At 71.7% G+C, this 15,553-nt stretch carries 10 protein-coding genes and 1 pseudogene; 5 read left to right on the plus strand and 6 right to left on the minus strand.

Features of this window, described 5'->3' with window-relative positions; all coding sequences use genetic code 11:
- Both AQI94_RS06275 and AQI94_RS06280 read left to right on the plus strand, forming a co-directional pair.
- Positions 1–638, plus strand: a pseudogene (locus tag AQI94_RS06275) (NAD(P)/FAD-dependent oxidoreductase); the annotation flags it as partial.
- A 79-nt stretch (positions 639–717) separates the two neighbouring features.
- Entirely contained in the window at positions 718–2,352 is a 1,635-nt protein-coding gene (locus tag AQI94_RS06280) for an MFS transporter (RefSeq protein ID WP_031060513.1), read from the plus strand.
- A gap of 95 nt (positions 2,353–2,447) precedes the next feature.
- On the opposite strand, the gene AQI94_RS06285 is transcribed toward AQI94_RS06280, so the two are convergent.
- Both AQI94_RS06285 and AQI94_RS06290 read right to left on the minus strand, forming a co-directional pair.
- Positions 2,448–3,101: an MBL fold metallo-hydrolase gene (locus AQI94_RS06285; RefSeq protein WP_031060514.1), complete on the minus strand. Its 654-nt coding sequence runs from the start codon at positions 3,099–3,101 to the stop codon at positions 2,448–2,450.
- Positions 3,102–3,110: 9 nt separating this feature from the next.
- On the minus strand, positions 3,111–3,797 hold the full coding sequence (locus tag AQI94_RS06290) for a maleylpyruvate isomerase family mycothiol-dependent enzyme (RefSeq protein WP_031060515.1): 687 nt from the start codon (positions 3,795–3,797) through the stop codon (positions 3,111–3,113).
- A gap of 229 nt (positions 3,798–4,026) precedes the next feature.
- Between AQI94_RS06290 and uvrA the strand changes: the two genes are divergently transcribed.
- Positions 4,027–7,092: an excinuclease ABC subunit UvrA gene (gene uvrA, locus AQI94_RS06295; protein ID WP_031060517.1), complete on the plus strand. Its 3,066-nt coding sequence runs from the start codon at positions 4,027–4,029 to the stop codon at positions 7,090–7,092.
- A gap of 85 nt (positions 7,093–7,177) precedes the next feature.
- Here the strand turns inward: uvrA and AQI94_RS06300 are convergent, their stop codons facing one another.
- From AQI94_RS06300 to AQI94_RS06315, 4 genes are all read right to left on the minus strand, one after another.
- Positions 7,178–8,089, minus strand: a complete 912-nt coding sequence (locus tag AQI94_RS06300; RefSeq protein WP_031060531.1) for a carbohydrate kinase family protein — start codon at positions 8,087–8,089, stop codon at positions 7,178–7,180.
- 83 nt (positions 8,090–8,172) lie between these two features.
- On the minus strand, positions 8,173–9,219 hold the full coding sequence (locus AQI94_RS06305; protein ID WP_031060533.1) for a LacI family DNA-binding transcriptional regulator: 1,047 nt from the start codon (positions 9,217–9,219) through the stop codon (positions 8,173–8,175).
- A 190-nt stretch (positions 9,220–9,409) separates the two neighbouring features.
- Complete coding sequence (locus AQI94_RS06310) at positions 9,410–10,366, minus strand: hypothetical protein (RefSeq protein WP_031060534.1); 957 nt, start codon at positions 10,364–10,366, stop codon at positions 9,410–9,412.
- A 210-nt stretch (positions 10,367–10,576) separates the two neighbouring features.
- The gene (locus AQI94_RS06315) at positions 10,577–10,951 is read right to left on the minus strand and encodes a response regulator (RefSeq protein WP_031060535.1); all 375 of its coding nucleotides are present in this window, start codon (positions 10,949–10,951) and stop codon (positions 10,577–10,579) included.
- A gap of 207 nt (positions 10,952–11,158) precedes the next feature.
- Here AQI94_RS06315 and AQI94_RS06320 point away from each other — a divergent pair, with 207 nt between their 5' ends.
- Both AQI94_RS06320 and AQI94_RS06325 read left to right on the plus strand, forming a co-directional pair.
- Complete coding sequence (locus AQI94_RS06320; protein WP_037945358.1) at positions 11,159–12,532, plus strand: ABC transporter substrate-binding protein; 1,374 nt, start codon at positions 11,159–11,161, stop codon at positions 12,530–12,532.
- A 194-nt stretch (positions 12,533–12,726) separates the two neighbouring features.
- Positions 12,727–15,513 (plus strand): nitrate- and nitrite sensing domain-containing protein, encoded by a 2,787-nt coding sequence (locus AQI94_RS06325; RefSeq protein WP_062229617.1) that lies wholly within the window; start codon positions 12,727–12,729, stop codon positions 15,511–15,513.
- Positions 15,514–15,553: the final 40 nt, after the last annotated feature.

Genomic DNA, 15,553 nt, shown 5'->3' on the forward strand with positions numbered 1-15,553 from the left:
CCGATGTGCTGCCTGAGGTGCCCGGGCTCGCCGAGCACTGGGGGCACGGTGTGGTGCACTGCCCGTACTGCCACGGCTGGGAGGTGCGCGACGAGCCCATCGGCGTCCTCGCCACCGGCCCGGCCTCCATCGGCCACGCGTATCTGTTCCGTCAGCTGACCGAGGACCTGACCTACTTCACCCACGGCACCGACCTGGACCAGGACAGCCGCGCCCGCTTCGCCGCCCGCGGCATCCGCGTCATCGACACCCCGGTCACCGAGGTCGTCAACGACACCGGCGGTGCCCTCGCCGGGGTGCGCCTGGCGGACGGCCAGGTCGTGGCCCGCCGCGTCGTCGCGGTCGCCGCGCCGATGCAGGCCCGCACTCAGGGTCTGGAAGGTCTGGGCCTGCCGGTGCAGGACCTGCCGAAGGGCCGCGGATTCGCCTCCGGCACGGCCGGCGCCACCGACGTGCCGGGTGTGTGGGTGGCCGGCAACGTCACCGATCTGGTCGCCCAGGTCGGAGCCTCCGCAGCGGCCGGCGCACTGGCCGGCGCCGACATCAACACCACGCTGGCCATCGCGGACACCGACGCGGCCCTCCGCGCCGTCGCGGAGGCAAGCCCCGAAGCGGCCGCGATGATCTCGAAGCCCTGAGATCTCGGCCTGCCGCCCGCTCGCCTCACGGGCGAGCAAGTGATTCCGCTCGTCCGCCCCGCCCTCTCAGGAGCTACTGATGCCCTTCCTTGCACATACCCCCGTGGAGAAAATGACCGGCCCTTACGCGCGGCGCTGGTGGGCGCTGCTCGTGCTGTGCCTGAGCCTGCTGATCACGGTGATGGCGAACACGTCGCTGATCGTCGCCGCCCCCGACATGACCACCGACCTGGGCCTGAGCAGCAGTGATCTGCAGTGGGTCGTCGACAGCTACACCGTTCCGTACGCGGCGCTGATGCTGGTGCTGGGCGCGATCGGCGACAAGTACAGCCGGCGCGGCGCGCTGGTGCTGGGCCTGCTGGTCTTCGCCGGCGGTTCGGTGATGGGGAGCATGGTCGACGAGACCCCGCTGGTCATCGTGGCCCGCGCGATCATGGGTGTCGGTGCCGCGGTCGTGATGCCGGCCACGCTGTCCCTGGTGGTCGCGACCTTCCCCCGCAGCGAGCGGGCCAAGGCCATCACCGCCTGGGCCGCGACCTCCGGGGTGGCGGTAGCCGTCGGCCCGCTGGTCTCCGGCTGGCTGCTGGAGGACCACGCCTGGGGCTCGACCTTCCTGATCAACGTGCCGATCGCCCTCGTCGCCGTGTTCGGCGCGCTCGCCCTGGTACCGCCGTCCAAGGCTGAGGGCATGGGCCGGATCGACTACGTCGGTGGTCTGCTGTCGATCGTCTCCGTCGGCTCCCTGATCTACGCCGCCATCGAGGGCCCGCACGCCGGCTGGGGCGCCGGCCCCGTCACCGCCGCCGTGGTCGCCGGTGCCGGTCTGGTCGCCTTCGTCGCCTGGGAGCTGCGGCACCCGCACCCGATGCTGGACGTCCGGAAGTTCGGGCTGCGGCCCTTCACCGGCTCGATGCTCGCGGTGATGTTCTTCTTCTTCGGTATGTTCGCGGTGATCTACTACGCGACGCAGTTCCTGCAGTTCGTCCTCGGCTACGGCGCCCTGGACACGGGTGTACGGCTGTTGCCGCTGGGCGGCGCGGTGTTCCTCGGGTCCGCGCTGACCGGGATGCTCACCCCGAAGCTGGGGGTGAGGGTGATGGTCGTGACCGGGATGACCGTCGGCACGGCGGGCATGTTCCTGCTCACCCAGATCGACAAGGGGTCGACGTACGGGGACTTCCTGGCGCCGCTGATGATGCTGGGCCTCGCGCTCGGACTGAGCATCTCCCCGGCGACCGACACGATCATGGGCTCCTTCCCCGAGTCCGAGCTGGGCGTCGGCGGCGGGGTCAACGACACCGCGCTGGAGCTGGGCGGGGCGCTGGGCATCGCGGTACTGGGCTCGCTGCTGGGCACGGCCTACCGGGACGAGCTGACCGACCTGGTGGGCAACCGGCTCCCGGTGGAGGCGATGGAGACCGCAAAGGACTCGGTCGGCGCCGGCCTGGCCGTCGCGCAGAGGGTCGCGCAGGATCCCTCCGCCGGGCCCCAGCAGGCCCAGGCCGCCGTGGACGCCGTCCACCAGGCCTTCGCCCACGGAGTCGCCCAGACCAGCCTCATCGGCGGGATCGTCATGGCCGCCGGAACACTGATCGTCCTCGCGGTCCTGCCGGGCCGGCGCGGGTTCGCGAAGAAGGACGCCGAGCCGGGGGCCGGGACGGCGGCGAACAGCGAGGCGGCGACGGTGCGGGAGCACACCGGGTCCACTCGCTAGATCGCCGCCGGGCGCGGGTGTGGTCCACGGCCACGCGGATCCTCTGGTGACAGCGGTCCTTGACCATGGCGGTCACCGCTGCCGGCGTTGGACGGTCACCAGCCTCGTGCGCGCCACTCCGCGAGGTGGGGCCGCTCCGTGCCGATGGTGGTGTCGTTGCCGTGGCCGGGATAGATCCAGGTCTCGTCCGGAAGGACGTCGAACAGCTTGGTCTCCAGGCCGTTCATCAGGGAGTTGAACTCCGAGGCCTGTGTCGTCCGGCCAGGGCCCCCCGGGAACAGGCAGTCCCCGGTGAACACATGGGGATGCCCGTGCGGGTCGTCGTAGACGAGGGCGATCGAGCCGGGGGTGTGGCCGACCAGGTGGCGCGCGGTCAACTCGACGTGGCCCACGCGGATGACGTCGCCGTCGTCGACCGGCACGTCGGTGGGGACCGGGATGCCGTCGGCGTCGTCCCGGCCGGCGTACGTACGCGCGCGCGTGGCCGCGACGACCGCCGCGAGCGCCTGCCAGTGGTCGCCGTGCTGATGCGTGGTGACGACGGACGCGATGCCGTCGTCACCGATCATGCCGAGCAGGGTGTCCGCCTCGTTGGCGGCGTCGATCAGCAGTTGCTCGTCGGTGGCCCGGCAGCGCAGCAGATAGGCGTTGTTGTTCATCGGGCCGACCGCGATCTTGGTGATCATCAGGTCCTTGAGCTCGTGCACGTCGGCGGACCCGCCGACCGTCACCTCTCCGCTGTACGTCATGGCGGCAGCCTATAGCGGGGGCAGCGAGGGAAGAGTGCCGCCGTGGACCGTCAGTGCCGAGCCGTCGCGGCGGCCGGCGAGCCAGCCCAGCAGGTCGCTCTGGCGGCCGGTGACGACGAGTGCGGGGTCCCCGGCGCCTCCCGTGGGGATCCGGCGGCCGTCCTCCTGCTCGACGACGAGCGCGGGTACGTCGGGACGGCCCCGGAACCGCGCCGTCAGGAAGTTGATCTCGCGCTGCGTGAAATCCTCCGGGAGGTCCTCCAGCTCGTACCCGATCCCGAGGTCCACATGGTGCAGCTCCACCTCGACCCATCGCCGGAACGGCACCCGGGACGCCGAGTCGGTGACCCCGTTGCGGAGCTCGACGGTGCGGGACCAGTCCGCCGGTACGGCCGCCTCCTCCTGGAAGCGGGCGGCACTGTCGCGGAGGTCGGCGAGCTGGACGTCGAGGGGGCGCGGGGCGTCGCGCTCGATGTCGGCGTCGCGCGCGTCCCCGGACGGATACATGGGCCGGCCCCGCAACACGTTCACCAGGGCGTCGGCGTTGCGGGAGAGGTGCGCGAGGACATGACCGCGACTCCAGCCCGGCAGCCGTGACGACTTGGTCACGGCCGCGTTGTCCATCTCGGCGGCTGCGGTCAGCAGCCGCTCCGTAGCACCACGTACAGACTCCAGGTCATGAGCGTGATCAATCATGGTGCTGACCCTAGCTCCGCCACACCTTTGGGTGAAGGTGGTGAAGCTGTGCCGTTAATCGAAAGCACGTGCTATATGGTCGGGTGCGGCGTCGGGCATGCTGGATGGTCCGGGATTGTTATGCCTCCGGGGAATCCGACCGGCGTTGTCAGTGGCTCCCCCTAGTCTGAGAAAGCACGGGGGCCCCGCCCCTGTCACTCCTCTCAAGCCAAGAAAGGTGCGGACCGGCGTGGCCGACCGTCTCATCGTCCGTGGCGCGCGCGAGCACAACCTGAAGAACGTCTCGCTCGACCTGCCTCGCGACTCGCTCATCGTCTTCACGGGCCTGTCCGGGTCGGGCAAGTCCTCCCTGGCCTTCGACACCATCTTCGCCGAGGGCCAGCGGCGCTACGTGGAGTCGCTCTCCTCGTACGCCCGCCAGTTCCTCGGCCAGATGGACAAGCCCGACGTCGACTTCATCGAGGGCCTCTCGCCCGCGGTCTCCATCGACCAGAAGTCGACCTCGCGCAACCCGCGCTCGACGGTCGGCACCATCACCGAGGTCTACGACTACCTGCGTCTGCTCTTCGCGCGCATCGGCAAGCCGCACTGCCCCGAGTGCGGCCGCCCGATCTCGCGCCAGTCGCCGCAGGCCATCGTCGACCGGGTCCTGGAGCTGCCGGAGGGGAGCCGCTTCCAGGTGCTCTCGCCGCTGGTGCGCGAGCGCAAGGGAGAGTTCGTCGACCTCTTCGCGGACCTCCAGACCAAGGGGTACAGCCGAGCGCGGGTGGACGGCGAGACCGTCCAGCTCTCCAACCCGCCCACGCTCAAGAAGCAGGAGAAGCACACCATCGAGGTGGTCATCGACCGCCTCACGGTGAAGGACTCCGCCAAGCGCCGTCTCACCGACTCCGTGGAGACCGCCCTCGGCCTGTCCGGCGGCATGGTCGTGCTCGACTTCGTCGACCTCCCCGAGGACGACCCCGAGCGCGAGCGCATGTTCTCGGAGCACCTGTACTGCCCGTACGACGACCTGTCCTTCGAGGAGCTGGAGCCCCGCTCCTTCTCCTTCAACTCGCCCTTCGGCGCCTGCCCCGAGTGCACCGGCATCGGCACGCGCATGGAGGTCGACCCGGAGCTGATCGTCCCGGACGAGGACAAGTCCCTCGACGAGGGCGCCATCCACCCCTGGTCGCACGGACACACCAAGGACTACTTCGGCCGTCTGATCGGCGCCCTCGCGGACGCCCTCGGATTCCGGACCGACATCCCCTTCGCGGGCCTGCCGCAGCGCGCCAAGAAGGCCCTGCTCCACGGCCACAAGACGCAGATCGAGGTCCGCTACCGCAACCGGTACGGCCGCGAGCGGGTCTACACGACCCCCTTCGAGGGGGCCGTCCCCTTCGTCAAGCGCCGGCACAGCGAGTCCGAGAGCGACGCCAGCCGCGAGCGCTTCGAGGGCTACATGCGCGAGGTGCCCTGCCCCACCTGTGAGGGCACCCGCCTCAAGCCGCTCGTGCTCGCGGTCACCGTCATGGGCAGGTCGATCGCCGAGGTCTCCGGCATGTCCATCAGCGACTGCGCGGACTTCCTGGGCGAGCTGAAGCTCAGCGCCCGTGACAAGAAGATCGCCGAGCGGGTCCTCAAGGAGGTCAACGAGCGGCTGAAGTTCCTGGTCGACGTCGGCCTGGACTACCTCTCGCTGAACCGCGCGGCCGGCACCCTCTCCGGCGGCGAGGCCCAGCGCATCCGCCTGGCCACCCAGATCGGCTCCGGACTCGTCGGCGTCCTGTACGTCCTCGACGAGCCGTCCATCGGTCTGCACCAGCGCGACAACCACCGGCTGATCGAGACCCTGGTCCGGCTGCGCGACATGGGCAACACGCTCATCGTCGTCGAGCACGACGAGGACACCATCAAGGTCGCCGACTGGATCGTCGACATCGGTCCCGGCGCGGGCGAGCACGGTGGCAAGGTCGTGCACAGCGGCTCCCTGAAGGAGCTGCTCGTCAACGCGGAGTCGGAGACGGGCCAGTACCTGTCGGGCAAGAAGGCCATCCCGCTGCCCCACATCCGCCGCCCCCTCGACCCGTCCCGGCAGCTCACGGTGCACGGGGCCCGCGAGAACAACCTCCAGGACATCGACGTGTCCTTCCCGCTGGGCGTGTTCACCGCGGTCACCGGTGTCTCGGGCTCCGGCAAGTCGACCCTGGTCAACGACATCCTGTACACCCACCTGGCGCGCGAACTCAACGGCGCGAGGAGTGTCCCGGGCCGGCACACGCGCGTGGACGGCGACGACCTCGTCGACAAGGTCGTGCACGTCGACCAGTCGCCCATCGGCCGCACGCCGCGATCGAACCCGGCGACCTACACCGGCGTCTTCGACCACGTCCGCAAGCTGTTCGCCGAGACCACCGAGGCGAAGGTCCGCGGCTACATGCCCGGCCGCTTCTCCTTCAACGTCAAGGGCGGCCGTTGCGAGAACTGCGCGGGCGACGGCACCATCAAGATCGAGATGAACTTCCTCCCGGACGTCTACGTCCCGTGCGAGGTCTGCCACGGTGCCCGCTACAACCGGGAGACCCTGGAGGTCCACTACAAGGGCAAGTCCATCGCCGACGTCCTGAACATGCCGATCGAGGAGGCGACGGAGTTCTTCGACGCCGTCCCCGCGATCGCCCGCCACCTCAACACCCTCAAGGACGTGGGCCTCGGCTACGTCCGGCTCGGCCAGGCCGCGACGACCCTGTCCGGCGGCGAGGCCCAGCGCGTGAAGCTCGCCAGCGAGCTCCAGAAGCGCTCCACCGGCCGTACGGTCTACGTCCTGGACGAGCCGACCACCGGTCTGCACTTCGAGGACATCAGCAAGCTGCTGAAGGTCCTGTCGGGTCTGGTCGACAAGGGCAACACCGTGATCGTCATCGAGCACAACCTCGATGTGATCAAGACGGCCGACTGGATCGTCGACATGGGCCCCGAGGGCGGCGCGGGCGGCGGACTCGTCGTCGCCGAGGGCACCCCGGAGGAGGTCGCCGGAGTCCCGGCCAGCCACACCGGCAAGTTCCTCAGGGAGATCCTCGGCGCCGACCGGATCAGCGACGGGACCTCGGTGAAGGCCCCGCGCAAGGCACCGGCCCGGAAGACGGCCGCGGCGAAGAAGACGGTCGCCGCCAAGTCCCCGGCGAAGAAGACGGCGACGGCCAGGACGACGGCCGCCAAGAAGGCCACCACCGGCACGGCGGCGAAGAAGGCCGCCGAAGCCACCAAGAAGGCCACGCCCGCCAAGAAGACGACCCGGGCTCGCAAGGCCTGAGCCGGAACGACTTGAGCGAGCGGTGCCCCGCGGGACCTCCCGCGGGGCACCGCTCGCTTCGCCGCCGGCCTCTCCCGGCCCGCCCCTACAGCTCGCCCAGCTCGGACGCGTACGGCGGCTGCGCCCCGGCTCGTGAGCAGGTGATCGCCGCCGCGCGTGCCGCGAACCGCAGCAGCCGGGTCCAGTCCTCGGTGCCCAGGGCGTCGAGTGCCTGAGGGGACAGTGCGTCGAGGCGGGCGAGGCCGTGCAGCAGGGCAGCGTTCACCGTGTCGCCCGCGCCGATCGTGTCCACGACGTCGACCTGCTCGCCCGGGACCGGCAGCACCGCCCCGCCCCGGGTGAACACGGTCAGCCCGTCACCGCCATGGGTGACCACCACGGCCGAGGGCCCCGCGGCCAGCCACTCGCTCGGAGTGCCGCCCAGCCACAGCGCGTCCTCCTCGGAGAGTTTGAGCAGCGACACCGACGGCAGCCAGCTCTTGAACCGGGCCCGGTAGGCGTCCGCGTCCGGGATCAGCCCGGCCCGGATGTTCGGGTCGAGCGCGGTGAACACACCCTGCGCGGCCGCGGCCCGCAGCAGTTCCTCATAGGCGGTCGCCCCTGGTTCCAGGACGAGCGAGCAGGTGCCGAAGGACACCGCGCGCGTGCCGGCCGGGAGTTCGGCGGGGGCGGCGAACAGGCGGTCGGCGGTGCCGTCGACGTAGAAGGAGTAGGCGGCCGAGCCGTCGATGTCGATCGTGGCGACGGCGAGCGTGGTGGGTTCCGCACCGCGCTGCACGGCGGACACGTCCACCCCCGCCTCCCGGAGCCCGTCGAGCAGCGCCTCGCCGAAGGCGTCGCGCGAGGTGCGGGAGCAGAAGGCGGTGGGGGAGCCGAGCCGGCCGAGGGCGACCGCGGTGTTGTAGGGGCCGCCGCCGAGCGCGGGCTTGAGACCCGCGAGGGCACCCCTGCCCTGCGGCACCAGATCGATCAGGGCCTCACCGGCGACGACGATCACGAAACAGGTCCTTTCTCGAACTGCGGGGACTGAGCGGGCTGGGAGGAAGCGGAGGGCGGGGAGGACTCGGAGGACAGCGCCCGCTAACCGGGGTCCGGGCAGCCGCACGAGGTGCGGTGCATGAACGTGCAGTCGAGGCGTACGGTCCGGGCGGGCCGGTCCGGGCTGTCGAGACGTTCCAGGAGCACTCGTACCGCCCGGGCGCCGATCTCCCTGCTGGGCTGGGCGATCGCGGTGAGCCGGGGCGAGAACAGGTCGGCCCAGGCGAAGTCGTCGAAGCAGCACAGGGCGAGGTCGTCCGGTACCGAGAGACCGTGCCGGCGCAGGGCGCGCAGGGTGCCGATGGTCATCGCGTTGTTGGCGGTCACGAGGGCGGTGGGCGGCGCGGCGAGGGCGAGCAGGGCGGCGGTGGCCCGTTCGGCTCCGGCCGACTCGGAGTCGCCGTGGACGACCAGGTGATCGTCGTAGGGGAGGCGGGCGGAGGTGAGGCCCTGCCGGTATCCGGTGATCCGTTCGGCGGTGGTGCTCAGTCCGGGCAGGCCGGCCACCAATCCGATGCGCCGGTGGCCGAGCCCGGCGAGATGGGTGACCAGCCCGGCCATCGGCTCGGTGTTCTCGGCGCAGACCTGGTCGAAGGGCTGAGGGCCGTCCACGTGGGCACCGGCCGGACTCCCGCCCACACCGTCGATCACCCGGTCGAGGAACACCGTCGGGACCTGGTGGCGCCCGAGGTAGGAGACGAGTTCGCGCGGGTCCGCCGAGGGCGCGACGATCATGCCGTCCACGCGTCGCTCGTGCAGCAGCTGGACGACCTTGCGCTCGTGCTCGGGATCGTCGTGCGGATCGGCGATGAGCAGGCTGTAGCCGTGTTCCAGCGCACTCGCCTCGACGCCCTGGAGGATCTCCGTGAAATACGGGTTGCTGATCGCCGACACCGCGAGCCCGATGGAGCGGGTGCGGGAGGTCACCAGGGAACGGGCCAGGGTGTTGGGGGTGTAGCCGAGCTCGTCGACGGCGTCCAGGACGGCCTGGCGGGTGTGGGGCAGGACCGGCCGGGTGCCGTTGAGGACATGCGAGACGGTCGCCACGGACACTCCCGCGCTGCGTGCCACGTCGGCCATGGTCGGCATCGGGTTCCCCTCCCGGAACGGCGCCCACAGGCCACCGGAACGGCAGCCCCACGGCCGGAAGGTATCCCATTCAGCAGCCCACGTAAACGCTTGCGCAAGCGTTTACGTGCAGTCACCGCCGTGCAGGCACCGTCGCCCGGCCACCGCCGTGCGGCCACCCCGTGACATCACCCCCGTGCCGTCGCACCGCTCACTCCCAGTCCCACCCGATCCCCACCACCCCCGACCGCACCCGCGGCTCGACCAGGTGCACCGAGTGGTGGTGGCCGGTGAGGGCGAGTTCCCGGCGGCCGCTGCGGGGTGCGGCGGGGGAGTGCTGGGCGAAGCGGTGGCAGCGCAGCGGCAGGGCGTTCTCGTCGAACCGGACCTGGAGCGCGTACTGCCCGCCGGGAGAGCCGAAGCCGCGGACGTACTCGCGGGACACCCCGCCCGTACCGTCCTCGACGCAGTACCGGAACAGGAAGGTGTCCCCGGCGCGCAGCCGGGCGTCGAGGAGCAGCTCGGCCACGAGCACCCCGGTGTCGTGGTGGGAACGGACGCGTCCGGTACGGCAGTTCTCCAGGGCGTGCACGGTCATGAGCTCCGGCACGCACCCCGGGTCGCCGTGGTGAACGGCGATGAAGCGGTCGACGCCCTCGCGCTGGGCACGCACGATGTGGTGCGACTCGCGGCTGCGCAGCTCGCGACGCGCCCCGATGCCTATCCGCTCATGATGGCCGAGGGTGTGCAGCCCGCCGTCGGGCGGCGCGTCCAGCTCGCCCAGCAGCTGCCCGAGGACGTCCGAGGCGGCGAGCAGGGAGCGGTAGGAGCGGGCCGCGGGCCGCTCGGCGGCCGACCGGTCGCCGTCCTCGGCGAGCAGCCGGATCAGTGACTCCTCCGGCAGCTGAAGGATCTCCTCCAGTGCCCGTACGGCCCGCAGGGACTCGGGGCGCTGCGGGCGCCGGGCTCCCTGCTGCCAGTAACTCAGGCTGGTGACACCGACCTTGACCCCGTAGCGCGACAGATGGTGCTGGACGCGCTGAAGCGGCAGCCCCCGTGCGGCGATCGCCGCGCGCAGCGCGACATGGAAGGGGCCGCCTCGCAGGGCCGAGTCCAGTTCCGCGTCGGCGACGCTCACGACGTCCGCGTGCTGTGTGGCGTGCGGCATGCAGGGGCCTTTCTGTACAGGTCCGGGCGGCTGGTCAGGCCGTTCGTGAGGGTGTCGGGGCCGTCCGTGGCAGTGCCGGGGGAGGCTTCACATCCGTACGCCGTCGTTCCCGGCCCCGAGTTCCCCCGCATTGAAGCGTGTTGACCTAGTCCCGACAACACCTGTCGCCGAACCGCGGTGCACTCCCGGCCGGTGGGCACCCCTGTCCGCTCAGGTCGCGGAGGCCTGTCCGTCGCAGTCCAGCAGCTCCCTGATCGCGCGCGCCGACAGCGCCGACTTGGGCAGGAACCCCCGCGCCGGGCTGCCGGCGATCAGTTCCTCCAGGTCCTCCCGCGAGTGCGTGGAGATCAGGATGATGACGCAGGACACACTGCGGGCCAGTTCCACCGCCACGTCGAAGCCGCTCTCGCCGTCGAGGTCGAGATCGACCAGGACGATGTCGGGGGTCAGCGCCGCGGCCCGTGCGAGAGCCTCGGTACCCGACAGTGCGACGCCGACGACCGGTATCCCGTCGCGTTCCAGCAGACTGCGCGCGGCCTCCAGGAACCGGATGCTGTCATCGACGAGAAGACAGCGCATGGACATGCGGACAGGGTCCCAACCAGCCGGTGACCGCGCTTTCCGGCTACCGGGAAAGACTCGGGCCGGATTGCTTCCCGGCACCTGGTATGTGCTCAAGTCCTGTGCCGAATCCGCCGGTTGCCGCTCACCCAGCGCAGCGAGAGGTCACGGGGGGTAGCATGTGGGCTGCCCTGGGGAGGCCGCGCAGGTCCGGTCGAGTGGGGGTGCGTGATGAGGACACCGCTCAAAGACACCGCACGGGGCCGTCGCGCCCTGGCCCCGGGACTGCTGGCAGCCGCGCTGCTGCTCGCCGCGTGCGGCGGGGGAGGCGACGGCGACCGGAGCGAGCGGGCCCGCACCGACACCACCTGCGACGGCAGGATCGACGGCACCGCCCAGGTCACGGTGTGGTTCCACGCGGGGCCGAGCGCCGAGTACAACACGCTGCGCCGCCAGGTACAGGACTTCAACAGGGCGCAGCGGCAGGTGCGGGTCGAGGCCGTCACCCTGCCCGAACAGCGGCCGTACAACGAACTGGTGCTCTCCGCCGCGGCCAGCGGCGACCTGCCGGACCTCCTCGACTTCGACGGACCCCGGCTCTACAGCTACGCCTGGTCCGGCACGGTCAAGCCCATCGACTCCTGTCTGTCCGAGAGCCTGCGCGAGGACCTGCTGCCCTCGATCCGCCAACAGGGCACCTATGCCGGGCGCCTGTACGGGATCGGCACCTTCGACTCGGGGCTCGGGCTCTATGTGCGGCCGTCGGTCCTGAAGAAGGCCGGCATCCGCGTCCCCCGGGGCGCCGAGGACGCCTGGACCGCCGGGGAGTTCACGCGGATCCTCCGGACGCTGCGCACGGCGGGCTACGAGCACCCGCTCGACATGGGCCTGGCCTACGCGAAGCCCGGCGAGGAGTGGAACACGTACGGCTTCGCGCCCGCGCTGTGGTCGGCGGGCGGGGACCCCATCGACCCCGAGACCTTCCGGACCGCGGACGGCTTTCTCAACGGACCCGAGTCGGTCGAGGCGCTCACGACCCTGCAGAACTGGGTCGAGGAGGGGCTCGTGGAGCCCGGCAGGACCGAGGAGGCGTTCGGCCAGGGGCGCAGTGTCATCTCCTGGAGCGGCCACTGGTGGTACCCGGACTACAGCAGGCGCTTCCCCGGCGACGTGGCGATCGTGCCGCTGCCCGACTTCGGCGAGGGCACCGTGACCGGGATGGGTTCCTGGCAGTGGGGCCTGACCTCGGGCGGGGCCGACGGGGACGCCGTGTGGCGCTTCCTCGCCTATCTGCTGCAGCCGGACCAGGTCCACCGGATGAGCGAGGCCAACGGCGCGATCCCGGCCACGCACAGCGCGGTGAAGCTCTCGCCGCGGTACGCCGAGGGCGGCGCCGAGCGCCTGTTCATCGAGCAGTTGACGGACGGCGTGGCCCGGCCGAGGCCGCGGACGCCCGCGTATCCGGCGATCACCGAGGCGTTCTCCCGGGCCTTCCCGAAGATCATGATCGACAGGGCTCCGGTGAAGGCCACGCTCGACGAGGCGGTCGAGGCCGTCGACAAGGACCTGGCCGCCCACGACGGTTACCCGGAGAAGGGATCGTGAGCCGCCGCCGCCCGACGGCGCGTGGTCCTCAAGAGACATGGACGGCGGCGGCGTTCACGGGCATGCTGAAGGGGCCGGATCACGACCGACCGTTCTTCGCACGGACGCGTGAAAGTGCCCTCCACAGAGGGGTGATTCGTATGACGGAACCCGACGGCACCACATACGGAAGCGGCAGCGCCTGAGGCCCTGTCATGCGCCGCTCACCACTCGGACGACAGGCCCGGGCCCCGCACGGCGTCCCGCCGCTCGCCAGGCTGCGCGTCGGCCGGAAGCTGCTGCTGCTGGTCCTGCTGCCGGTCACCGGAATGCTGGTCTTCACCGCGTTCAGCTCCGTGGCCCAGTGGCGGGAGGCGCGGACCCTGCGCGACTTCCACACCGGCGCCGGAGTGTCGTTCGCGGCGACCGAGGTCACCGACGCCGTCGCACGCGAGCGGCTCGCCGCCGTCAAGGCCCGGCTGCGCCCCGCGCCCGGAGCGCCGGCGGAACGGACGGCGGCCGAAAGGACCACCGACCGGGCACTGGAGCGCGCCGTGGCCCGCGCCGCCTCCTGGTCCGGCTCCGACATCGCCGGCGACCTCGACGCCCTCGGCCGTCAACTGCACTCCCTGCGCGCCCAGACGGGCACCGGCTCGCTCACCGCCCCCGACATCGCCGAGCAGTACGGCAACGTCGAGGACGCCCTGCTCGACCACGTGACCGCGCTCGAGTCCGGCCGCCCCACCCGGGCCTCGGGCCGCGCCGCCGACGCCCACCTCGCGCTCCTGCGGGCCATCGAGGCGGCCGAACGCGAACAGGCCGAGGTCGCCGCCCTGCTCGCCGGGCCCGCCGGCCGCCCCACCGGCGCCGGACGCTGGCCCGCCCTGGAGACGGCCCAGCTCGACGCCTTCCGCGAGAACACCTCGGCCGACCTGCGGACCGCGCTCTACGTCATCCAGTTCCAGGACCCCGGCCGGGCCGTCCGCAGGGTCCGCGACCTGCTGGCCACCGCCCGTCCGGAGAGCGACCGGTGGCCCTCGTACGGGCGCTGGCTCGCCGACTCCGGCGCCCGACTCGACGCCCTGCGCGGCATCCAGGACCGGGCCGCCCGCGCACTCGACACCACGGCCGGCCACGACCGCCGCGAGGCGCAGGCCCGCACGGTACGCGACCTCACCGCCTCCCTCGCCGTGCTCGCCCTCGTCACCTTCCTCGCCCTCGCGCTCAGCCGGTCGATCACCCGCCCCCTCGGCCAGGTCTCCGCGGGCGCCCGCGCGCTGTCGTACGGCGATCTCTCCTACGACATCCGCTACGCGGGCCGCGACGAACTGGGCGAGGTCGCCGACACCTTCCGCGAACTGCGGGTGACCACCGAGCGGCTGGCCGCCGAGATCCGCGCCATGAACGCCGCGATCGACCACAACCATCTCGAACACCGCGCCGACGAGGCCTCTTTCGAGGGCACCTGGCGCCAGTTGCTCGGCGGCATGAACGACACCATGGCCTCCTTCGCCGCGGCCCAGGGGCGGCGCGAGACGGCCGAGCAGGAACTGGCGGGCATCTTCAACCTCTCCCTGGACCTGATCTGCGTCAGCGGGGTCGACGGCTACTTCAGGCGGGTCAACCCGGCCTTCGAGCGCACCCTGGGCCACCCGCGCGAGACGATCCTGGCCACGCCGTTCATCGAGTTCGTGCACGAGGACGACCGGGACACCACCCGGGCGGCCCTCGCACGGCTGGCGAGCGGCGTCGAGGTGGCCGAGTTCGAGAACCGCTACCTGCGCGCGGACGGCACCGAGTGCTGGCTGCAGTGGAGCGCCCGGCCGGTTCTGGAACAGGGCCTCGTCTACGCCACCGCCCGCGACGTCACCGAGAGCCGCCGCACCGCGCGGGAACAGGCCGCGCTGCGCCGGGTCGCCACCCTGGTGGCCCGCGGCGCCCCGCCCGCCGAGGTGTTCGCACGGGTGGCCGAGGAGGTGGGGAACCTGCTGGACACCACCGCGGCGGTGCTGCGGCAGGAGCCCGACGGCAGCCGGACGGTCCTCGGGACCGTGCTCGGAGTCCCGGAGGAACTCGCACAGACCACGCGCGAGGAGCGCAGGCAGGCGGGGCATCGGGCGATCGAAGAGGTCACCCGGACCGGTCGCGCCGCCCACGTCGGCCATGCCGTGGGCGCGCCCATCGTCGTCGACGACCGGCTGTGGGGCTTTGTCCTCGCGGCCTCACCGCTGGACGTGCTGCCCGCCGGCACCGAGTCGCGACTTGCCGACTTCACCGAACTCGTCGCCACCGCCATCGCCAACGCCGACAGCCGCGCCCAGCTGGCCGCCTCACGCGCGCGCGTGGTGGCCGCCGGGGACGCCTCCCGGCGGCGCATCGAGCGGGATCTGCACGACGGGGTGCAGCAGCGGCTCGTCGCCCTCCAACTGGACCTGCGGCTCGCCGAGACGCTGGTGACCGATCCCTCCTCGGAACTCGCCGAGCAGATGGCACACGTCGGCAAGGGCCTCGACGACGCCTTCCAGGACCTGCTCCAGGTGGCCCGGGGCATCCACCCGGCCATCCTGTCCAAGGGCGGTCTGGGCCCCGCCCTGCGCTCGCTGGCCCGCCGCTCCGCCGTCCCCGTCGCACTCGACCTGAGGCTGCCCGCGGCACGGCTGCCGGAGCAACTGGAGGTGGCCGCCTACTACGTGACCTCCGAGTGCCTCACCAACGCGGCGAAGCACGCGCACGCGCGCGTGGTGGAGGTGACGGCACAGGTCCGCGACGACGTCCTGGAGCTGACCGTCCGCGACGACGGCGTCGGAGGCGCCGACCCGGGACGCGGCTCGGGCCTGATCGGACTCATCGACCGGGTCGAGGCGACCGGCGGAAAGCTGGCCGTGGGCAGTCCGCCCGGCGAGGGCACGACCGTGGACGTGCGGCTGCCGCTGGCCGGCCCTCGCCGGACGGGTGACCGCCCGGGGCGTACGCCGGGGAGTCGTCCAGGTGGGGGAGCCTGAACTCGGTGACGTCGCGTACGCTCCGGGCGGTCCTGTCGGA

The organism is Streptomyces pseudovenezuelae (genome assembly GCF_001513955.1).
GTDB lineage: Bacteria > Actinomycetota > Actinomycetes > Streptomycetales > Streptomycetaceae > Streptomyces > Streptomyces pseudovenezuelae.